The 19854-nt window shown below is 69.6% G+C and carries 18 protein-coding genes and 1 pseudogene; 15 read left to right on the top strand and 4 right to left on the bottom strand.

Translation table 11 applies throughout. The features are described from left to right. Window positions 1-7 precede the first annotated feature (7 nt). Window positions 8-1063, top strand: coding sequence for a cytochrome d ubiquinol oxidase subunit II (cydB, locus tag IPG68_03185; GenBank protein ID MBK6762326.1), 1056 nt, complete (start codon window positions 8-10; stop codon window positions 1061-1063). Between the two features lie 73 nt (window positions 1064-1136). On the opposite strand, the gene IPG68_03180 is transcribed toward cydB, so the two are convergent. Further along, on the bottom strand, window positions 1137-1601 hold the full coding sequence (locus tag IPG68_03180; GenBank protein ID MBK6762325.1) for a TIGR00725 family protein: 465 nt from the start codon (window positions 1599-1601) through the stop codon (window positions 1137-1139). 99 nt (window positions 1602-1700) lie between these two features. Here IPG68_03180 and IPG68_03175 point away from each other — a divergent pair, with 99 nt between their 5' ends. The 4 genes from IPG68_03175 (at window position 1701) to IPG68_03160 (ending at window position 5838) form a co-directional block, all read left to right on the top strand. Then, entirely contained in the window at window positions 1701-2207 is a 507-nt protein-coding gene (locus IPG68_03175) for a hypothetical protein (GenBank protein MBK6762324.1), read from the top strand. A gap of 243 nt (window positions 2208-2450) precedes the next feature. Then, window positions 2451-4220: a SigB/SigF/SigG family RNA polymerase sigma factor gene (locus IPG68_03170; protein MBK6762323.1), complete on the top strand. Its 1770-nt coding sequence runs from the start codon at window positions 2451-2453 to the stop codon at window positions 4218-4220. 116 nt (window positions 4221-4336) lie between these two features. Continuing rightward, on the top strand, window positions 4337-4657 hold the full coding sequence (locus IPG68_03165) for an STAS domain-containing protein (protein MBK6762322.1): 321 nt from the start codon (window positions 4337-4339) through the stop codon (window positions 4655-4657). Next, complete coding sequence (locus tag IPG68_03160) at window positions 4654-5838, top strand: ANTAR domain-containing protein (protein ID MBK6762321.1); 1185 nt, start codon at window positions 4654-4656, stop codon at window positions 5836-5838. The genes IPG68_03165 and IPG68_03160 overlap by 4 nt, the downstream gene beginning before the upstream one ends. A 150-nt stretch (window positions 5839-5988) precedes the next feature. On the opposite strand, the gene IPG68_03155 is transcribed toward IPG68_03160, so the two are convergent. After that, the gene (locus IPG68_03155; GenBank protein ID MBK6762320.1) at window positions 5989-6984 is read right to left on the bottom strand and encodes a SpoIIE family protein phosphatase; all 996 of its coding nucleotides are present in this window, start codon (window positions 6982-6984) and stop codon (window positions 5989-5991) included. A gap of 569 nt (window positions 6985-7553) precedes the next feature. On the opposite strand from IPG68_03155, the gene IPG68_03150 reads away from it, so the two are divergent. Together IPG68_03150 and IPG68_03145 are read left to right on the top strand one after the other, a co-directional pair. Continuing rightward, window positions 7554-8129 carry a hemerythrin domain-containing protein gene (locus IPG68_03150; GenBank protein MBK6762319.1) on the top strand — a complete coding sequence of 192 codons (576 nt, stop codon included), beginning with the start codon at window positions 7554-7556 and terminating at the stop codon, window positions 8127-8129. 90 nt (window positions 8130-8219) lie between these two features. Next, window positions 8220-9386: a cation:proton antiporter gene (locus tag IPG68_03145; GenBank protein MBK6762318.1), complete on the top strand. Its 1167-nt coding sequence runs from the start codon at window positions 8220-8222 to the stop codon at window positions 9384-9386. 2 nt (window positions 9387-9388) lie between these two features. Here the strand turns inward: IPG68_03145 and IPG68_03140 are convergent, their stop codons facing one another. Continuing rightward, window positions 9389-10024 carry a response regulator transcription factor gene (locus IPG68_03140; GenBank protein MBK6762317.1) on the bottom strand — a complete coding sequence of 212 codons (636 nt, stop codon included), beginning with the start codon at window positions 10022-10024 and terminating at the stop codon, window positions 9389-9391. Between the two features lie 177 nt (window positions 10025-10201). Between IPG68_03140 and IPG68_03135 the strand changes: the two genes are divergently transcribed. From IPG68_03135 to IPG68_03100, 8 genes and pseudogenes are all read left to right on the top strand, one after another. Continuing rightward, window positions 10202-11458, top strand: a complete 1257-nt coding sequence (locus tag IPG68_03135) for a C69 family dipeptidase (GenBank protein MBK6762316.1) — start codon at window positions 10202-10204, stop codon at window positions 11456-11458. Further along, window positions 11455-12680, top strand: a pseudogene (locus IPG68_03130) (aspartate aminotransferase family protein). Before IPG68_03135 ends, IPG68_03130 begins: the two are co-directional and overlap by 4 nt. Next, window positions 12677-13555, top strand: coding sequence for a hypothetical protein (locus IPG68_03125; protein ID MBK6762315.1), 879 nt, complete (start codon window positions 12677-12679; stop codon window positions 13553-13555). Before IPG68_03130 ends, IPG68_03125 begins: the two are co-directional and overlap by 4 nt. A 43-nt stretch (window positions 13556-13598) precedes the next feature. Continuing rightward, entirely contained in the window at window positions 13599-15215 is a 1617-nt protein-coding gene (gene cydD / locus IPG68_03120; protein MBK6762314.1) for a thiol reductant ABC exporter subunit CydD, read from the top strand. Continuing rightward, complete coding sequence (gene cydC / locus IPG68_03115) at window positions 15212-16828, top strand: thiol reductant ABC exporter subunit CydC (GenBank protein ID MBK6762313.1); 1617 nt, start codon at window positions 15212-15214, stop codon at window positions 16826-16828. The genes cydD and cydC overlap by 4 nt, the downstream gene beginning before the upstream one ends. Further along, complete coding sequence (locus IPG68_03110; GenBank protein ID MBK6762312.1) at window positions 16825-17490, top strand: uracil-DNA glycosylase; 666 nt, start codon at window positions 16825-16827, stop codon at window positions 17488-17490. Before cydC ends, IPG68_03110 begins: the two co-directional genes overlap by 4 nt. A 69-nt stretch (window positions 17491-17559) precedes the next feature. Continuing rightward, complete coding sequence (locus tag IPG68_03105; GenBank protein MBK6762311.1) at window positions 17560-17805, top strand: hypothetical protein; 246 nt, start codon at window positions 17560-17562, stop codon at window positions 17803-17805. Between the two features lie 94 nt (window positions 17806-17899). Continuing rightward, the gene (locus IPG68_03100; GenBank protein MBK6762310.1) at window positions 17900-18277 is read left to right on the top strand and encodes an SHOCT domain-containing protein; all 378 of its coding nucleotides are present in this window, start codon (window positions 17900-17902) and stop codon (window positions 18275-18277) included. A 19-nt stretch (window positions 18278-18296) separates the two neighbouring features. On the opposite strand, the gene IPG68_03095 is transcribed toward IPG68_03100, so the two are convergent. After that, window positions 18297-19709 carry an MFS transporter gene (locus IPG68_03095; protein ID MBK6762309.1) on the bottom strand — a complete coding sequence of 471 codons (1413 nt, stop codon included), beginning with the start codon at window positions 19707-19709 and terminating at the stop codon, window positions 18297-18299. Window positions 19710-19854 lie beyond the last annotated feature (145 nt).

Genomic DNA, 19854 nt, shown 5'->3' with positions numbered 1-19854 from the left:
GATGGCCATGGAACTCCAACAAGTCTGGATCATCCTCATCGCGGTGCTCTGGGTGGGCTACTTCGTCCTCGAGGGCTTCGACTTCGGTGTGGGCATTCTGCTGCCGGTGATCGGCAAGAACGAGGCCGAGCGGCGCACGATGCTCACCACGCTGGGCCCGGTGTGGGACGGCAACGAGGTCTGGTTGCTCGTCGCCGGTGGCGCCACGTTCGCCGCCTTCCCGGAGTGGTACGCCACTCTGTTCAGCGGCTTCTACCTGCCTCTGCTGCTCATCCTCGTGGGCCTGATTCTGCGCGGCGTGGCCTTCGAGTACCGCAGCAAGCGCTCGAGTTCGGTGTGGCGCAAGCGGTGGGACATCGCCATCGTGGTCGGATCCTTCCTCCCGGCGCTGCTGTGGGGCGTGGCTTTCGCCAACATCGTGCGCGGCGTGCCGATGAAGGCCGGTGCGTTCGGCAACAGCCTGTACGACGGGGGGTTCTTCAACCTGCTGAACCCGTACGCGCTGGTCGGTGGACTCACGACCCTGACCCTTTTCATGACCCACGGCGCGGTCTTCCTCGCGCTGAAGACCGACGGTGAGATCCGGGTGCGCGCAAACCGCGTGGCCGGGCAGGTGGGGCTGGTCGCGACGGTCATCGCCGTGATCTTCCTGCTCTGGACGCAACTGGCCTACAGCGACAAGGCGTGGACGTGGGCGCTGGTGGTCGTCGCGGCCGTGGCGTGGCTGGCGGGGCTGGCCATGAACCGCGCCGGGCGTGAGGGCTGGTCGTTCCTGTTCAGCGCGATCACCCTCGGCGGTGCCGTGATCTACCTGTTCAGCGTGCTGTACCCGAACGTCATGCCGGCGTCGAACGACCCGGCGCTGTCGCTGACGATCTGGAACGCGAGCAGCACCGACTACACCTTGAAGATCATGACGATCGTCGCTGTGGTGTTCACCCCGATAGTGCTGGCCTACCAGGGCTGGACGTACTGGGTGTTCCGCAAGCGCGTGTCGCCGTCCCAGATCACTGATGCCGGGGAGGGATCGCTGGATCTGCCGGGCGAGAAGGTCCGAGCCTGATCCAGCACGAGGCGGCAGGACGAGGGGTCCTGCCGCCTCGCCATGTCCGCCGGGTAGCCGCCAGGTCGCAGCCTCAGCGCAATCCGCGGTAACGGGTGGCCAGGTCGATGGCCGTGCGTACCGCGTCCTGGGGAGAGTCTGCGAGGACCGGTCCGGCTGGCAGCGACCACCCGTGCAGCATCACCACCGGCACCCCCGTCCGCAGCCCCAGGGCCACCTCGCTGAGCGTGCCCCAACTGCCGCCGACGCAGACCACCGCATCGGCGACGCGCACGAGCAGGGCGTTGCGCATCTCCCCCAAGCCGGTGGGCAGGGCCAGGGTGACGAATGGATTGGCGTCGCGCTCGCTGCCGGGCAGAAGTGCCAGCACCAGGCCACCGGAGATGGCCGCTCCCCGGGATGCCGCCTCCATGACCCCACCGTGACCGCCGGTCACGACGACATGGCCGCAGGCGGCCAGCAGCCGTCCGACCTCCTCGGCCTGCGAGAGCACCTGTGGCGGCGCCTGCGCTGGGCCCACCACGGCAATGGTCAACATCACATCCACCTCCCCCGTGCCCATGATCGTCCTGCGTGACCCGGAAGTCGAGGCACGGCCTCGCCGTATGTCCGCAGGGCCGCGGGGTACGGGTCGGGCATGGCAGTGGACATCACCCTGGTGCTGGGCTCAGAACACCGCCGCCTGCGCCGGCTCATCGACCGGTGCGGCCGCCCGCGGCGGGGATTGAGCGACCCGGTCGCCGACCTGCGAGCCGCGCTGCTGGCCCACGTGGTGGCGGCCGGCACGGAGGTGTACCCGATGGTCCCGACCGACGAGGGCCTCGGTCGTCTGCTCGATATCACGTCCCGGCAGTCGCCGAGTGGCGAGGATCTGGTCGAAGCCGCCGAGTTGGTCATCGCGGTCGAGCAGGCGGAGGTCGTACCGGTGCTGGCCGCCGTGGAGGCTGGCCGGCGCCGCCGTATGGGCAGGGCTTTCCGGGTGCGGCGCGATGAGTCGCTGCGCCGCGCAGGTGCGCCGCGGCGCCGTCAACGCTCCCAGACCGAGTTGTACGAACTCGCGCGACGGGCCGGCGTGCAGGACCGGTCCCACATGACCCAGGCGCAATTGCAGCACGCCCTGCAGGTCCGCGGCATCACTGACTGAGCCGTCCGGACGCTCACCCGTTCGCGCGGCGAGTTCAGTCTTTACACGTACGTGCAATGCATGTAGTGTCGTTCATGCGTCCAGAGACGTGGCGCAAACGCAAGCGGGCCTGCAGAAGCCGGGCACCTTTTCCGCTTGATGCAATCCCTGCCCCTTGCGGGCCGCAAGTATGTCTCCCTCACGACGTGCGCTTCAGATGAGCAGGCCACGTCGCTCACCGCCCTTGTTGAGCGAGGTTCTTTCATGTTCGTACATCTGATTTCCCGTCCCTTGACCGCCACGTCGCGCCTTCCGCGTACCGCTGTGGAAGCTCTGGCCGATTCCTTGCGCCGGGCTGGCGCCGAGGTCCTGGCCGACACAGGCCCCGCCGAGCCCGATCTCGGTGAAGCGGTGGCCGCCTGCACCGAGCACCTGCGCGAGACCTGGCGCCAGCGGTGCCCGCAGGTCGTGCATGCGGTGGGGGTCGTGGCCACGATGGCGGCACTGACCGCCCGGCCGCCTGGAGTGCCCGTGGTCGCCACATTCGACGAGACTCCCAGCCCCAACGACCTCGAGCGGGCACTGGCCCGGGAGGTGGACGCCGTGCTGCCCCTGTCCTCGGCGGAGCAGGACACCTGGCGGCGCCGGGGCGTACCAACACTGTCCCCAGGTGTGATGGCGGTCCCCTCGCCCATGGCACGTACGCACGACACCGAGATCCCGGCGCATGTGGTGAGCCTGGACAGCGGGCCGGGCCTGGATGCCGCAGTGCGCTCGATGCCCTACTGGCCGTCCCACCGGTTGGTGGTGCTGAGCCGGCTGCCTGACACCACCCGTACCCGCATGCGCCACCTGGCCGAGAGTCTCGGCGTGCACGAGCGCATCAGTTACCGACCCGGGCTGCGCGGGCAACACCGGACACGGGTCTGGGAGAACGCGGCACTGCTGCTGGCCGGTACGGACGGCGCACGCCATGGCGGTTTTGTCCTGGAGGCGGCCAGCCACGGGGTCGCCGCGCTGGCCGTGGCCACCGGGGCCCACCTCGACCACATCGTCGCGGGTGCGACGGGGGCGCTCATCGACGTGGACCGTGGCCCCCGTGCTCTGGGCCGCGCGGTGCGAGAACTGCTCGCCGATCCACTCCGGTGTGGCGGTCTGGGTGCAGGAGCCGGCGTCCGGCTGCAAGCGCTGCACGAACAGCCTGCGCTGGGTGCGCGGGTGTTGAACGTCTACCGGGACGTGCTGGCGGACCCGCAGCCCGAAGAGCGCTCGACTCCCATGCTCACGCCGGAGCGCCGGGTGTTGGCCGTGGACTACCTGCCTCTGGCCCGTCAACTGGCGCACCGGTACGCCGGGCGCGGGCAGCGACTGGAGGACCTGATCCAGGTCGCCTCGCTGGGACTGGTGCGCGCTGCCGCGCGTTTCGACCCGGAACTCGGCACGCAGTTCCACTCGTTCGCCGTGCCGACCATCCTCGGGGAGTTACGCCGGCATTTCCGTGACCACGCCTGGGCGGCTCGTGTCCCGCGCAGCTTGCAGGAGGCGACCCTGAAGGTCCAGAAGGCCGCCGACGAGTTGCGTGCCACCCACGGCCACGACGCCTCTTCCGCTGAGATCGCCGAACACTTGGGCCTGCTGGAGCAGGAGGGCCTGCAGGCTGTGCAGGCCAGGGGCGAGGCGATGAGCTCGAAGTCCTTGGATCACCCCATGGGCGAGGGTGGGGACGAGGCCTTCGGCGATCTGGTAGGCGATGTGGACGGCGACCTGGAGTACGTGGAGCTGCGGGAGGCAGTCCGCACGGCCCTGAGCCGGTTGCCCGAGCGGGAGCGGCAGATCCTGCAGATGCGCTTCTTCGGCGAGCGCACGCAGTCGGAGATCGCCGAGGTTCTCGGCTTGTCACAGGTGCACGTGTCACGGCTGATCACCCGCACGCTGGCTGCCCTGCGCGACCACATCACGCAGGATGTGCCATTGCCGAAGGCCTGGTCCGAGGATGGTGCAGCGCCCGACCGTGCCGTCCGCGCAGCGGCCTGAGACCCGCCATGCGCACGGATCGGCACGCCCGTGCCGCAACCCTGCGTTGTTACGATGTCGCGGTATCCGTCGGGGTGTCCGTTGGGGAACGGGTCAGGTGACGAGGGAGGTCGGGGATGGCTGAAGTCTCCAGCCTGACCATCGCCGACGGTACCGCGACGCTGAGGCTCGTCGGCGAGGTCGGGCAGGCCGACGCCGATCGGTTGCGGCCCCTCGTGACGACGCACCCGGCACTCACCGCGCTCGTCGTGGACCTGGCGGATTGCACGTACCTCGATCCGGCCGGGGTGGATCTGGTGGGCATGGTCATGGGTGCAGCCGTCGACCGGGGCGCCACCATCACGATGGAGGGAGCCTCGCCGAACGTGCGCATCATCCTGGGAATCGCAGGTCTGCTCGACCTTGTGGGCGGCGACCCGGGTGATGACACCTCATGAAACCGGATCCGGAGGCGCCTCTGGCCCAGACCGTCGCGGCGCTGGGCAAGGAAGTCCGCGACCTGCGCGCCTCGGCGCGGATGCGCGCGGTCATCGAACAGGCCAAAGGTGTGCTCGTGGAGCGTCACGGGATCACCCTGGACGAGGCGTTCGAGCGCCTGCGCAGCATGTCCCAGGAGCACAACGTCCGGGTCGTCGAAGTCGCCGCCACTGTGGTGGGGGTGGCGATCCCGGAGGCGGAGGACGCTGAACTCGGTGACCGGCTCCTCGAGGAGCAGCTGCCGGTCTCGCCGGCGACTTCCAGCACTTGGCGGACCTTGCGGCAGCAGCCGGATGTGAGAGCCGGAGTGGTCACCGCGATCATGGACGCGGTGGCCTCGTCCACGGACACCGGGCACGAGGCCGCGGAACTCGTGCTGGATCTGCTCGAGCCGCACGACGTGGCCGCTGTGACGATCTACCGGACCAGCCCCGACGGCTCCCTGCGGCTGGTCGGGCAGGTGAACGTCCCCAGCGACCTCGCGAGCTCCTGGCGCAGCGTTCCGCCGAGCACGGACATCCCCTTCGTGCGATCGGTCCTCGACGAGGTGGCGCTGTTCTGGGGGGATCGTGATGAGCGGCTCCGGGAATACCCCCAACTGTCCCAGGCCGCCTCCGTCGCGTTCGAGGCCACCGCGACGATCCCCGTGGCGGACCAGGGGGTGGTGGTCGGGGTCGTGGGCCTTGTCTGGCGGACCCGACAGACTTTCGACGACGCCCGCCGCGAGACGATCACCCGAGCCGTGCAGCGGGTGGCCCCCTTACTGATGCGGAACCTGCGCGCCAGCGATCCGGAACTGGAGTGGCTCAACGCGCTGATGGGACTGCACCTCGACCCGTGGCTACTCCTGGACGTCGTGGTCGATTCGCAAGGGGTGCCCAGCGGCCTGGTGGTGCAGGATGTCGAGCCCGGCGTCGCCGGCGGGCAGGCGTGGCTGGGACGCCGGGTGCTGGAGATCTGGCCTTTCATGGCCCAGGACGGCACCAGGGAGGCACTGATGGGTCTGGCCCGGACCGGTGGCGCCTGGTCGACGACGATCACTCAGCAGTCCCCGGCACCCTGGGGATCGCCGGGGAGCATCGTGCGCGCGGTCAGGCTCGGTCAGAGGATCGCCCTGTTGTGGCGGGCCCTGCCGGCGTGATCCGCCAGACGTAACAGCAGCACGGTCGCGTCACCGCCCGCCGGCTCGGTGGGCAGGACCGCTTCCAGTAGCGCGCGCGCCCAACCCTCGGTGGGCACGCGGCGCAGGGCAGTGGCCGACGCGCGCAGATTGGACAGGCCGGCCACCACGTCACGGGTGCCGGAAACGACCCCGTCGGTGTACAGGATCAGGGAGTCCGTAGGGAGAGCAGCGCGCGGGCAGTGCTCTGGGAGCCGGGACGTGGCGCCCCACCCCGCGACCGCTGGCCTCCACCCACGCCGTGGACCCGTCCTCATGGACGATCAGCGCCGGTGGGTGCCCGCCGCTGGCGAGTTCGAGTTCGCCGCTGCGGATGTCCAGGACCGCCGCCAGCACGGATGCCTTCGGGGGCTCGGTCTCGGCGGCCAGAGTCGTCGCCGTACGCGACACGAGGTCGGCGAGCGCAACGCCGGAGGTGAAGTAGGCGCGTGCGACGTACAGGACCTTCCACGCGTCGCGCACGGAGATGACACCGGACCCCTGGGCATCCACCATCAGGATCAGTACACGGCCGTCCGGCAGTTCTGTGACGTCGACGATGTCGCGGCCGTTCGGTGCTTCGCGGCCCGTGGTGACGTTGAACATGTCGAGGTCCACGCCGCCGACCTCGGGCAACGACGACAGTTGCGGCGAACCCAGGGCCCGCAACAGGATCTCCTGCTCCCGCTGGCGGGTGGCGGCCTCGAGCAGAACGCGGCGGTCCTCATCCGCGGCCACGAGCGCGCCGACGTCCCGGAGGCTGACCACCCAGTGGTGTTCATCGACGCGACCGGCGGTGTACTCGATGTGGACGTCACGATCGTCGGTGCGCAGACGTTCCCCGTCGACGACCTCCACCGGACGGTCCAGCGACGAGGGGTCGTCCAGAATGCAGCCACCGCCGCAATCCACGCCGGTGGCCAGTACATGCCCGAGCAGGGGGTGCACGCGCTGCCCAACATGTGCCCCGGGGACGAGCCCGGCCAGCGCGTGATTCGCGGCCACGACGCACCCTTGGTCGTCGAGCACCAGCAGAGCGTCCGGAACGGCGTCGAAGATCGCACTCTGCGTGCGGGTCATGCGCCGTATGTGGCGCAGCCGCCGGTCGATCGCCCACGCGACAGCCACCCCGAGCAGGCTCCCCCCCGATGCCGATGAGCCGATAGGCCCTGAGGTCGATGTCGAGGCTGAAGGCGAGCACCACTCCCACGGCGCTGGTGACGGCGGCGAGGATGGCGGTGCGGGCCGGACCGATGAACAAGCCTGCGGCCACGACCACCAGCGCGAGGGTGACGATCAGCACCCCGTCGAGTTGGGCGACCAGCAGTGCCAGTGCGGCGAGGCACCCCAGGGCGATACCCAGGCCCGCCCACCGGTACCGGGGTGCCGTCTCGTCCACTGTCGGGACCCCCTAGATGTCAGCCGGTTCGCCTGAGGATATCGTCCGCCGGCTCCGTGCCTCGACGCAGGAGTTGGCGCGTACACCGACCATGTACCCCGTCAGGGCCGGCGTATCCCGCGGGTTTGTGCCACGGGCACGCGGGTAGAGACATGCCGGGTGGGCATCGCGTCCCGCCCGGCTGCCGGGAGGGTGTGGCGGCACCCTCCCGGCATCTCCGGGGGTTCGTGCACCGGGTATGGACCGCGGGCTCCCGGGCACCAACCGCGATGAACCATCCACCGCACTGGGAGGCCACATGAGCACCGACAGCACCGGTGGTGAGCAGGACGTCCTCGACCTGCTCACCCAGGAACACCGGGAGGTCGAGGACCTGCTAGACCAACTCAGCATGCCCGGTACCCGGGAGTTCGACCCCCGTGACATCGCCGACGTGGTCATCGCGAGCCTGGTGCGACACTCGGTCGCCGAGGAGATGTACGTGTATCCGGCGATGCGGGAGTACCTCGACGATGGCGAGGAGCTGGTGGAGCACGACATCGTCGAGCACCAGCAACTGGAGGAATCCCTCAAGGAACTCGAGGGTCTCGAGCCCGAGGACAAGAGATTCGTAGAGGTCGTCGACCAGCTGCGAGCCATTCTCGCCGACCATGTGCAGGACGAGGAGGAGGAGCAGTTCCCCCGCTTGCGTGAGAAGATCCCGGCCGACGAGCTCGTCGAGCTGCGTGCCAAGGTCGAACTGGCCGAGAAGCTCGCCCCCACCCGCCCACATCCCAGCGCGCCGCACAGCGAGCTCTTCCACAAGGTGGTCGGCCCCGGGGTCGGCATGGTCGACCGGCTGCGGGACGCGCTGTCCGGGCGCATCACACCCTGACCTGCCGCCGTCGCCAGAATGGATAGGCGAACCTGCCCGGGCGGCCATGGGCGTTCAGGGAGGGCGCGCTGATCTGCCACAGTGATCGGCATGGATCCGCTCACGTCGCTGTTCTGGGTCGTGCTGGTCGGGGCGCTGGCCCCGCTGGTCGTCAAGATCCTGCCCGGTCCGCGGCTTCCGGGCGTGGTCTTCATGCTGATCGGCGGGATCATCATCGGCCCGGAGTTGCTGGCCCGTGCCAACCCCGACGACATGTCCCTGCTCTCCACGATCGGCTTGTCCTTCCTGTTCCTGCTGGCCGGCTACGAGCTGGATCTGGCTTTGCTGCGCCAGCCGGCGGGCCGCATCGCGCTGCGCTCCTGGTTCCTCAGTGCCGCGCTGGGTCTGGTGGTCACCGCGCTTCTGTACGAGACGGGTGTCGTCAACGACTTCATCGCGATCGCCATCGGCCTGACTACCACCGCACTGGGCACCCTGCTGCCGATCCTGCGGGAAACCGGCATGATGTCCGGTCCGCTCGGTCCGTACATCTTTGCCGCAGGCGCTGCGGGGGAGTTCCTCCCGATCGTGGCGATGGCGCTGCTGCTCACCTCCGCCGGGCCGATCGAAGGGGTATTCGCCCTGGTGGGGATGGCGATCGCCACGTTCATCGCCCTGTGGCTCATCCGTTTCGTCAAGGGTCGCCGGTGGGGTGAGAAGTTCATGCTCGCCGAGGAGTCGACCGGGCAGAACACTCTGCGGTGGACGATGGTCCTGCTCGCCGGACTGGTGCTCGTCGCCGATGATTTCGGACTGGACGTGGTACTCGGGGCGTTCCTGGCCGGCGTGGTGCTGCGACAGTGGGCTCCGGTCTCCGCGGAGTCCTTGGAGCGCAAACTCGAGGTGGTCGGCTACGGGGTGTTCATCCCCATCTTCTTCGTGACCTCCGGGATGAAGCTGGACATCGACTCCATCGTGCAGAACCCCCTGCGACTGCTGCTGTTCTTCGGTCTGCTGTTCGCCGTGCGCGGCCTGCCGCAGTTGCTGATGTACCGCCGTACGCTCGACCGCAGGCGGCGGTGGCAGATGGTGTTTCTGACGGCCACGGCGCTGCCGCTGCTGGTGGCCCTCACCGACGTGGGCACCGAGTCCGGGCTCATGCTCCCCGAGAACGCTGCGGCCCTGGTGGGCGCTGGAGTGCTGTCGGTCGTGGTGTTCCCTCTCCTGGCGACCTCGCTGAAGCCCGCACCCGAACCGGAATCGGTCGCCTCCCGCTGAGCTCAGAGCTCGAGGAGCCCGTCCTGCTGTGCGGCTGCCTGCATCTGGGCCTTCGTCCGCACCGAGCGACCCATGGCCTGGTACTTCGCACGGACCCGGTCGAGGTACTCCTTGGCCGTGTAGTGGGACACGGACATCCGTCGGGCGACCTGCCGCAGCGTGAGTCCCTGCGCGTAGAGCCGCAGCGCCCGCAGTTCCTGGGCCGACAGCTCGGGGGCGTTGACACTGCTGAGCGCGGCTGCGAACTCCGGGGTGATGCGGTACTCGCCGTGGGACACCTGTTCCAGCAACCGCACCAGTTCCACCGGCTCGGCGGCCTTGGTGACATAGCCGCCGGCACCGGCCAGTAGCGCCTCCCGCAGGGCGTTGCCGCGAACCGCGCCGGTCAGCAGGATCACCTGCACGCCGGCTCCGATGAACAACTCCACGGACAGCGCGGCCGGCGGGGCCGTGGCCCCGAGTTCGAGGTCCAGGAGCACCACGTCGAACGAGTCCACCAGGGCCAGCGCCGCCTGCGGGTCGGTGCCCACGTGCACGACCAGCACCTCCGGGACGTTGGCCGACAGCCAGGCCCGCAGGCCTTCACTGCACAGGCGATGGTCATCAATGATGGCTACCCGCACGGTCTCCCCCAGCACGGCGCTATTATGTCAAGTGGCCTAACAAAGTCTGTCCCCATATGAGGGGACACGCCGGGCTGGCCAGTCCCCGGGTCGTGGGGTGACTCTGGGAATGGCGGGGGGCGCATTGCGGGGGGGTGCGCCCCCTTTTCCATTCCTGTGCCCGCACGGGCGTCACGGGCGCACAATGAGCCCATGTGCGACACGTTCGTCTCTCTGCCCAGCGCGACCACTGACGGCTCGGTGATCCTGGGCAAGAACAGTGACCGCGAGCCCAATGAAGCCCACGAGATCGTGCTGCTGCCGGCGGCCGACCACGACGAGCACCGTGTGCGCGCGACCTACATCGACATCGCACAGGTCCGGCACACCAACGCGGTGGTGCTGTCCAAGCCCTACTGGCTCTGGGGTGCCGAGATGGGCGTCAACGAGCACGGCGTCTCGATCGGCAACGAAGCGGTGTTCACGAAAGCGACGCGGGAGAAGCAACCCGGCTTGCTCGGCATGGATCTGCTGCGCCTCGGGCTCGAGCGCGCCGCGACGTCCGATGAGGCGGTGGAGGTCATCACTACCCTGCTCGTGGCGCACGGCCAGGGCGGGCAGGCTGGACACACCCACAAACTGTTCTACGACAACAGTTTCCTCATCAGTGACCGCACGCAGGCCTGGATCCTGGAGACGGTCGGTCGCGACTGGGCGGCTCAGCGCGTCGACCGGAGCGGGTCCATCAGCAACGGGCTGACCCTCGGGCGTGTCGAACGGGCATCGCCGGGGCTGCGCGATGTTGCGGTCACGGACCGTTCCGATTTCCTCTACACCAGGTTTTCCGACTCCGCCGCCCGGCAGTGCCGGACCTCGGACAGCCTCGCCGCCCAGCGCGGACACATCGATGTGGCTGCGGCGATGCGACTGCTTCGCGACCACGGGGACACCGAGCAGGGGTGGACACCGGCCAAGGGGGTGACCGGCCAGACGGTGTGCGCCCATGCCGGCCCCGGTCCGATCCGGGTGGCCCAGTCGACCGGCTCGATGGTGTCGCACGTGACTGCCGACGACATCACCGTGTGGCTCACCGGCACCTCCGCTCCGTGCACCTCGGTCTTCAAGCCGGTGTGGTTCGCCGGCGGGTTGCCGGCCGGGCCCGCACCGGGCAAGCGGTTCGACCCGAGCACCCGGTGGTGGCGCCATGAGGTGCTGCACCGCGCGACGCTGCAGAACTACCCGGAGCGCATCGCCACCTACGCGAAACTGCGCGACGACCTCGAGGCGCAGTTCCGCACGCAGGCGCAATCTGCCTCCGATCGGGCCGGGTTCACCGCCGACTGCTTCGCGGCGGCCGATGCCGCTGAGGAGCAGTGGTTGCAGGCGATGGCAGCGGTTCCGGCGGGGAAGAACCCGGCGCTGTACCGGCGGGCCTGGCGGTCCTGGGACGACCTCGCGGGGATGACATGACGTCGGCGGCCAAGCAGCGGACCCTTGCGCTGGCCGAGCAGTACTTGTGCCCGGACCGGGTGCGGTTCCTGACCGGGGCCGGTATCGACCTGGTGATCGGTCGTCGGGAGGGTTACCGGATCTGGGACGTCGACGGCCGGGAACTCATCGACATCCATCTCAACGGGGGTGTCTACAACCTGGGTCACCGCAACCCGGAGGTCATCGGAGCGCTCCGGCAGGCGCTGGAGACGCTGGACATCGGCAACCATCACTTCCCGAGCACCGAGCGTGCTGCGCTGGCCGAGCGGCTGGTGAGCCTGACCCCCGGCATGCAGTACGCGGTGTTCGCCAGCGGGGCGGGGAGGCCGTGGACCTCGCGCTCAAGAGCGCGCGGCGGGCAACGGGTCGGCGCCGCATCGTGGCCATCACTGACGCCTATCACGGACATACCGGTCTGGCGCTGGCCGCCGGTGACGAACAGGCAGCCAGTTCCTTCCTGTCCACCGACCCTGACGTGGCCCGGGTGCCGTTCGACGACCCCGAGGCGCTGGCCCTGGCTCTGCAGGAGCCGGCGGCGGCCGTGATCCTGGAGACCGTGCCGGCCACCGCGGGGTTCCCGCGGCCCTCGGCGGACTACCTGCCGGCGGTACGCCGCCTGTGCGACGACGCCGGTGCGCTGTACATCGCCGACGAGGTGCAGACCGGGCTCGGCCGCAGCGGGCAGATGTGGGCGGTGGGTCATTTCGGTGTGCAGCCGGACATCCTCGTGACCGGAAAGGGGCTTTCGGGGGGCATCTACCCGATCGCGGCCACGTTGCTCAATGACCGGGCCGGGCAGTGGCTGCAGACCGACGGGTGGGCGCACGTGTCGACCTTCGGCGGCGCTGAACCGGGGTGCCGGGTGGCTGAGCGGGTGCTCGACCTCACCGAGCGGGCCATCCCCGACCTGGCTGCTGCCATCGAGGCCTGGCGGGAGGGGCTGGCCGCGCTGCAGCGGGCCTACCCGCAGTGGGTCCGCGAGGTGCGCCAGACCGGACTGATCATCGGGGTGCGGTTCGCCCACGAGGCGGGGGGCATGCTCATGACCCGGCTGATGTTCGACCAGGGGGTGTGGGCCATGTTCGCCGGGTTCGACCGCAGCGTGCTGCAGGTCAAGCCCGGGTTGCTCATGACCACCGCGGATCGCGAGCAGGTCCTTGCGGCCTTCGACCGGGCGTGCGCGGCCGCGGTGGCGCTGTGAAGGAGGTCCTCGAGCGGCTGGAGACGGGCCTGGACCCGGCCCACCCGGCAGGGGTGCGGATTCTGGCGTATGGGGAGATCTCCGCTGCGCTGCTGGTGCCCGGTTTGGAGGGCCAGGTCGCCAAACGCATGTCGGGGTTCGCCGATCACGCGATGGCCCAGCGATACTGCGAGCTGGTCCGGGACTACATCGACGCGGTGCGCGACAGCGGGATCCGGGTGCTCGACACGCAGATCGTGCTGATCGACCGGCCAACACGCCCACCGGTGGTCTACCTCGTCCAGCCGCTGGTCGGGCAGTTGGGCAACGCCATCCTGCACACCGCCGGGGAGCCGGAACTGGCGGCGGCCATCCAGCAGGTGATGGACCGGGTGTGGGCTCTGGCGCAGCGCAGTGACCGTCCCGAGGTCGCCATCGACGCGCAGTTGTCCAACTGGTCGTTCACCGAACCCGCAGATCCGGTGCTGCTGGACGTCGGAACCCCGTTCGTGCGCGACGGTGGCCGGTACCTGTTCGACCACGAGATCCTGTTGTCGGCGATCCCGCCGGGGCTGCGGGCGTACTACCGCCGCAAGGGCGCGATGACCGAGTACATGGACGACTACTTCCAGCCGCGACTGGTCGCCGTGGACCTGCTGGGCAATTTCCACAAGGAATCCGCGGCCACCCGCCTGCCTGAGGCGATCGTGGCGGCCAACGAGTGGCTCGACGCGCACGACCTCGAGCCCATCGCCCGCTCGCAGGTCGACGACTACTACAAGCAGGATGCAGCAACCCTCGAACTGTTCCTACGGGTTCGGAGACTGGACCGGGCGTCCCGGCGGCTGTTCCGGCGAGACTACGACTTCATCCTCCCGGGCAAGGTGAAGCGCTAGCACCACCGCTGCGCCCCGGAGTCACTTGCGTACGCTGACAGGCGTGCGTGGATTCGACCGGCGGCTGCTCGTGTACGCCCGTTCCACGCGCACCTTCCTGGTCGCCAGCGTCGTGGTCCAGGCTGTCCAAGCCCTGCTCATCGTGGCCCAGGCGTTCCTCATCGCCGGGGTCATCGTGCGGGTCTTCACCGAAGGCGCCGACCTCGCCGGGGTCATGCCCGAGGTGGTGCGGCTGGCGGTGGTGATCGGCCTGCGCGCCCTGGTCGCGTTCCTGGCCGAATGGCTGGCCCACCGGACCGCAGCCACCGCGATCAGTGAGCTGCGGATGTCGGCGTGGCGGCACATGATGGGCCTCGGACCGGCCTGGTTGTCCACGCAGCGCACCGGTGAGCTGGCCCAGTTGCTGGTGCGCGGGGTCGGCGCTCTGGAGGCCTACTACGCCCGCTACCTGCCGCAGTTGGTGCTGGCGGTGGTCGTGCCGTTGATCGTGGGCACGGCGATCCTGACCGAGGATGTGCTGGCGGCGGTCATCGTAGCGCTCACCGTGCCGTTGATCCCCGTGTTCATGGTCCTCGTGGGTTGGGTGAGTCAGTCCCGGGTTGACCGGCAGTGGCGATGGTTGTCCGTGCTCGGCAACCACTTCCTGGACGTCGTCGAGGGCTTGCCGACACTCAAGGCCTTCAACCGGGCGCAGCACCAGGTCGGGCAGATCCGGGCGGTGGGGGAGGAACACCGCCGGGCCACCATGGGGGTACTGCGGATCACGTTCCTGTCCGCGCTGGTGCTGGAACTGCTGTCGACCCTGTCCGTGGCCCTCATCGCAGTGTCGATCGGTGTCCGCCTGGTCGCCGGGGACATGACATTGATGGCGGGGCTTACGGTACTCATCCTCGCCCCGGAGGTGTACTTGCCGCTGCGCATGGTCGGGCAGCACTTCCACGCCGCCGCGGAGGGGGCAGACGCCGCCGACCGCGTGTTCGCGGTCCTGGAGCAGCAGCCGCCCACCACCGGCACGGCGGACCTGGCGACCCCGGACGCGGACATCACCCTGGAGTCGGTGACGCTGGGGTACGACGAACAGCCGGTGGTCATGGACCTGACGGCCACCATCCCGGCGGGCCGGATCACGGTGATCAACGGGCCCTCCGGTGCCGGTAAGACGACTGTGCTGAACGCCCTGCTCGGCTTCCTTCCCGCCCGTAGCGGCCGGGTGCTGGTGGGTTCGCAGGACCTTGCGCACGTCGATGTGCGGCAGTGGTGGCGGGAGATCGCGTGGGTGCCGCAGAGCCCGCAGTTGCTGCCCGCCACGTTGCGGGAGAACCTCACGATGGGACAGGACACCGACACCGCCGAGGTGCTCCGGCAGACCCGGCTGGCCGAGTGGGTCGAGGCGCTGCCCGACGGCCTGGACACGGTCATCGGAGAGGGCGGCCGGCCGGTCTCGGTCGGGCAGGCACGCCGCATCGCGCTGGCCAGGGCGTTGCTACGAAGGTCGCGCGTGCTCATGCTCGACGAGCCGACCGCCGGGGTCGATCCGCAGTCCGAGCGGGCGATCGTGGACGTCCTGCGTGAGGTGGATGCCACGGTTGTCGTGGTCGGTCACCGTTCGGCGATCAACGACATCGCCGACCACACGATCGCGGTGGGGGTGGTCGTGTGATCCTGCGCGACCCGGCGGTGACCCGCTTGCGACAGATCTACCGCCCGGCCTCCGGACGCTTGTGGTGGGCCGCCGTACTCGGTGCGCTGGCGCTGGGCAGTTCCGTGGCCTTGATGGCTGCCAGCGCATGGCTGATCTCACGTGCCTGGGAGCGCCCACCGATCCTGTTCCTGCAGGTGGCCGTGGTGAGCGTGCGGGCCTTCGGCATCGGCCGAGGGGTGTTCCGGTACGCCGAGCGGCTGGTGAGCCATCAGGCCGCCTTCCGGTCTCTGGTCGACCTGCGGGTCGCCTTGTACGAGCGGCTCATCCCCTTGGCCCCGGCCGGCCTGCCGGCGTTCAAACGCGGTGACCTGCTGCGGCGCATGGTCGACGACGTGGAGGCGATGTCGGACCTGAGTCTGCGCGTGATGCTGCCGGTGTTCTCCGCGATCCTTGTCGGCACCGGTTCCGTGATCCTGACGGCGTGGTTGCTGCCTGTCACCGGCGTGATCCTTGCTGTGGCCCTGCTGCTGGGCGGGATCGCGGTGCCCGCGGTCATCATCTGGTCGTCCGGGCGCGGCCAGGCGGCACAGGCACCCCTGCAGGCGGAGTTGTCGGCCGAGGTCCTCACCGCATTGCAGGCCGGGCCGGAACTCATGGTGCTCGGCGCCGACGACGAGTACGGTCGGCGGATCGGCGAGGTCGACGGGCGCCTCACTGCGGCGATGCGCCGGACAGACGTGGGTTCCGCGCTGTCCTCCGCGCTGGGCATCCTGATCCAGGGGGCAGCGGTGATCGGCATGATCCTGGTCGCGGTACCCGCCGTACGTTCCGGGGATCTGCGCGGGGTGAACCTGGCCGTTGTCGTGCTCCTTCCCCTGGCCGCCTACGAGGCCGTGGCCGTGCTCGCCCCCTCGGCACTGGCTGCCATCCGGGTCCGATCTGCTGCCCGCCGGCTCGTGGAGATCCTCGACGCCACGGCGCCGGTGGCCGAACCGTCGGCACCGATCGCGGCGCAGGGCAGCGACATCGCCGTGACCGGACTGTCCGCCTCCTACCCGACCGGGCCGGTAGCTGTTTCTGACGTCAGCCTCGACCTGCCGCAGGGCCGGCGCATCGGGCTGGTCGGGGAGTCCGGCTCGGGCAAGTCGACGGTGCTCAACGTGCTGGCCGATTACCTCGGGTACACCGGGTCGGCCACGCTCGGCGGGGTGGAACTGCGGGATCGGGCCGGCGACGAGGTGCGCGGGCAGGTGCTGTGGACCCCGCAGATCCCCCATGTCTTCGACGCCGATGTCGCGGCCAACCTGCGGATGGCCAAACCGGACGCCACCGACGAGCAACTGCTTGCGGCACTGGGCGCGGTCGGCCTGCCACTGGCGCTGGACCGACCGGTCGGCCAGCACGGCGCAACCCTGTCCGGAGGGGAGCGCCAGCGGCTCGGACTGGCCCGCGCCGTCCTGGCCGACCACCCCGTCCTGCTGCTGGACGAGCCGACCGAGCACCTCGACCCCCCGACGGCGGCAGGCGTGCTGGCCACCATAGAGGCGGTCAGTGCGGGGCGCTCGCTGGTCGTCATCACGCATCAACCGATCCCTTGGCTCGACGCGCATGTGGACGTGGGTGCCCGATGAAGCCGCTGGCCGAGATCCTCGACCCGGGGTGGGCCGCGGCACTGGCCCCGGTGGAACCGCAGATCCGTTCGATGGGCGACTTCCTGCGCTCCCAGCCGGGTTATCTGCCCGCTGGTACGGATGTGCTGCGCGCCTTCACGTACCCCTTCGACGCTGCCGAGGTGCTCGTCGTAGGGCAGGACCCGTACCCGACCCCCGGACACCCGATCGGACTGAGTTTCGCCGTCGCCCCGGACGTGCGCCCCCTCCCGCCGAGCCTGATCAACATCTACGCCGAACTGGTCAGTGACCTCGGGGTGCCGCAGCCGTCGAACGGGGACTTGCGGCCGTGGGCATCGCGTGGGGTCGTCCTGCTCAACCGGGTGCTCACGGTGGCGCCGGGCCGCCCGGCGTCGCACCGCGGCAAGGGCTGGGAGCCGATCACCGAGCATGCGATCCGCGCGCTGGCGGCCCGGGACCGGCCGCTGGTCGCGATCCTGTGGGGTCGGGACGCGCAGACTCTCACGCCGATCCTGCGCGACCACGACGTGCCCGTGCTGACCAGCGCCCACCCCAGCCCACTGTCCGCGCACCGCGGGTTCTTCGGGTCGCGCCCCTTCAGCCGGGCCAACGCGGCCCTCGCTGCGCAGGGCGGTCAGCCGATCGACTGGACGTTGCCGTAGTGCAACTTCCTTGCGCGGAGGCCGCGTCCACAGGCGTACTGTCGGGTTCCCCGGACGAGAGGACATCACATGAGCGAGAACGACAACTTCGAGGTCGTCGAGGCCTTCACCGCGGAGGTGACCGACGAGGGCGACGTCGTGGCGGAGGACGTCGTGGCGGCCATCGACACTGATACCGGCGAGGCGGTCATCGACGACGTGGTGGCGGTGGAAGCGGCCGACGGCAGTTCGTTCGTGGAGGAGACCGTCACCGCGATCGACGCCGAGGGCAACGAGACCCTGCTGTCCGATGAGGTGCAGGAGTACGACGCGTGAGGCTCACCTGCGACGGGTGATCAAGGTTGAGTACCCGGGTATCTAGAATCGATACGTGCCCGGATGTGGGCATCACACTCACAAGGAGTAGTTAATGGACGGTACTGTTCTCCAGTACATCTGGTTCGCGTTCATCTTCATGGCGTACCTGATCCTGATCTTCGTCATCGTCGGTGACCTCATGCGCGACCGCGACCTGAGCGGCTGGTTGAAGGCGGTGTGGATCGTCGCCTTGATCCTGATCCCGTGGCTCACCGGTCTGATCTACCTGATCGCCCGTGGGAAGGGAATGGCCCAGCGCTCCGCTGATGAGGCCGCCCGGATCCAGCAGGCGCAGGCTGACTACATCAAGCAGGTGTCGGGCAACGCGGATCCGGCGACCCAGATCGCCAACGCCAAGGCGTTGCACGATCAGGGTGTGATCAGCGACCAGGAGTTCCAGGAGCTCAAGGCCAAGGCCCTGGCTTCCTGAACTAGGCGCGCGACGCCCCTCACCGCTGGTGGGGGGCGTCGTTGCGTTTCCGGAACCCGATCAGGGCCACCGCCGCCCCCACCAGGCACAGCGCCGCGGACATCCGCAGGGCCGCCGCGTAGCCCGACTCCAGCCCGCCCCCGCCGGTGCTGATGCCGGCCGCCGCGGGCAGCACCGCGATCGCCAGCAACCCGGCCACCCGCGCCACCGCGTTGTTCACCCCCGAGGCCGTTCCGGATTGCTGCGGGCCGACATCCAGCAGGGCCGCGGTGGTCACCGGCGCCACCACCAGCACCAGGCCCACCGAGAAAAGCACAAGGGCCGGCAGCACCGATCCTGCGTAACCGTCACCGGGCCGCAGCCCACCCATCCACACCAGCCCGGCGGACATGAGCGCCGGCCCGGCGACGAGGAACCACCGCGGTCCGAACCGGCTGACCAGCGCCCCTACCCGCGCCGACCCCAGGGCGAGCAGGATGGTGATCGGCAGCCCGGCGGCCCCCGCGGCCAGCGCCGAATACCCCAGCGACAGTTGCAGGTAGATCGTCAGCAGGAACGTCGCCGCACTCAGCGCCCCGTACACGACGAAGGTCACAAGATTGGCCACGCTGAAGGTGCGGATCGCGAAGATGGCCGGCGGCAGCATCGGCGGGGGCTGGCCGGTACGTTCCCGGCGCACCTCGAGCACCACGAACCCGATCAGCAGCAGCAGCCCGAGTCCGACCCCTGCCCAGGCGAGTGCCCCCAGCCTCTGGATCTCGATGAGCGGTCCGACGACCAATCCGAGCCCAACGGTGGCCAGGGCTGCCCCCGCCAGGTCCAGTTGTGCCAGCAGGGGTCCGCGGGTGCGGTTGCCTACCTCGTCCGGGACCGCCCGGGCCAACCACACCGCCAGTAGCGCCAACGGCAGGTTGATGAGGAAGGCCAGCCGCCAGCCGTACGGGAAGGCATCCACCAAGGCGCCTCCGACGAACGGGCCGAGGGCCGTGAAGATGCCCGACAGCCCCGACCACGCCCCGATCGCCCGGCCCCGGTCGCCACCGGTGAACACCGAGTTCAGCAGAGCCAGCGAGGTGGGCACCAGTAGGGCAGCGCAGGCACCTTGGATCATGCGGGCCACCACCAGCGCGGCCATGGTGGGGGCGAGCCCGCACGCGGCACTGGCCACCGCGAAGCCCACGATGCCGGTGAGGAAGACGCGGCGTTTGCCCAGCAGGTCGCCCAGCGAGCCACCCACCAGTACCAGGGCCCCGAGGGTGAGCAGGTAGCCGTCCAGCACCCACTGCATGGCTGCGAATCCGCCCCCGAGGTCCTCGGTGATGTGCGGTGCGGCGACTGTGACGATCGTGCCGTCGAGGAAGGCCATGCCCGATCCCACGACGCTGGCCCCCAGTGCTCGCCGACCGGCGGCCGAGGACAGGGTGAGGGTCATGACGACAGGGTAGGGGCTGCGCGGGCGCGGCCTCTGCTGTCGCGGGAGGTGTGCGGCCGGTGGTTTCGCTCCCGCCTTGGGCTGGGCCGGGTGTGGGGTGCGCGCTGTCATGCGCCCGGTGGTTTCGCTCCCGCCTTCGGCTGGG

Source organism: Micrococcales bacterium (assembly GCA_016703125.1).
Taxonomy (GTDB): domain Bacteria; phylum Actinomycetota; class Actinomycetes; order S36-B12; family UBA10799; genus JADKAV01.
This window is presented reverse-complemented; position numbering and strand designations above follow the sequence as displayed.

What these genes read in the sequence shown, in the direction of transcription:
- cydB (MBK6762326.1), top strand. Translation starts at nt 8, where the DNA reads ATGGAACTCCAACAAGTCTGGATCATCCTCATCGCGGTGCTCTGGGTG.
- IPG68_03180 (MBK6762325.1), bottom strand. Translation starts at nt 1,601, where the DNA reads ATGTTGACCATTGCCGTGGTGGGCCCAGCGCAGGCGCCGCCACAGGTG.
- IPG68_03175 (MBK6762324.1), top strand. Translation starts at nt 1,701, where the DNA reads ATGGCAGTGGACATCACCCTGGTGCTGGGCTCAGAACACCGCCGCCTG.
- IPG68_03170 (MBK6762323.1), top strand. Translation starts at nt 2,451, where the DNA reads ATGTTCGTACATCTGATTTCCCGTCCCTTGACCGCCACGTCGCGCCTT.
- IPG68_03165 (MBK6762322.1), top strand. Translation starts at nt 4,337, where the DNA reads ATGGCTGAAGTCTCCAGCCTGACCATCGCCGACGGTACCGCGACGCTG.
- IPG68_03160 (MBK6762321.1), top strand. Translation starts at nt 4,654, where the DNA reads ATGAAACCGGATCCGGAGGCGCCTCTGGCCCAGACCGTCGCGGCGCTG.
- IPG68_03150 (MBK6762319.1), top strand. Translation starts at nt 7,554, where the DNA reads ATGAGCACCGACAGCACCGGTGGTGAGCAGGACGTCCTCGACCTGCTC.
- IPG68_03145 (MBK6762318.1), top strand. Translation starts at nt 8,220, where the DNA reads ATGGATCCGCTCACGTCGCTGTTCTGGGTCGTGCTGGTCGGGGCGCTG.
- IPG68_03135 (MBK6762316.1), top strand. Translation starts at nt 10,202, where the DNA reads ATGTGCGACACGTTCGTCTCTCTGCCCAGCGCGACCACTGACGGCTCG.
- IPG68_03110 (MBK6762312.1), top strand. Translation starts at nt 16,825, where the DNA reads ATGAAGCCGCTGGCCGAGATCCTCGACCCGGGGTGGGCCGCGGCACTG.
- IPG68_03105 (MBK6762311.1), top strand. Translation starts at nt 17,560, where the DNA reads ATGAGCGAGAACGACAACTTCGAGGTCGTCGAGGCCTTCACCGCGGAG.
- IPG68_03100 (MBK6762310.1), top strand. Translation starts at nt 17,900, where the DNA reads ATGGACGGTACTGTTCTCCAGTACATCTGGTTCGCGTTCATCTTCATG.
- IPG68_03095 (MBK6762309.1), bottom strand. Translation starts at nt 19,709, where the DNA reads ATGACCCTCACCCTGTCCTCGGCCGCCGGTCGGCGAGCACTGGGGGCC.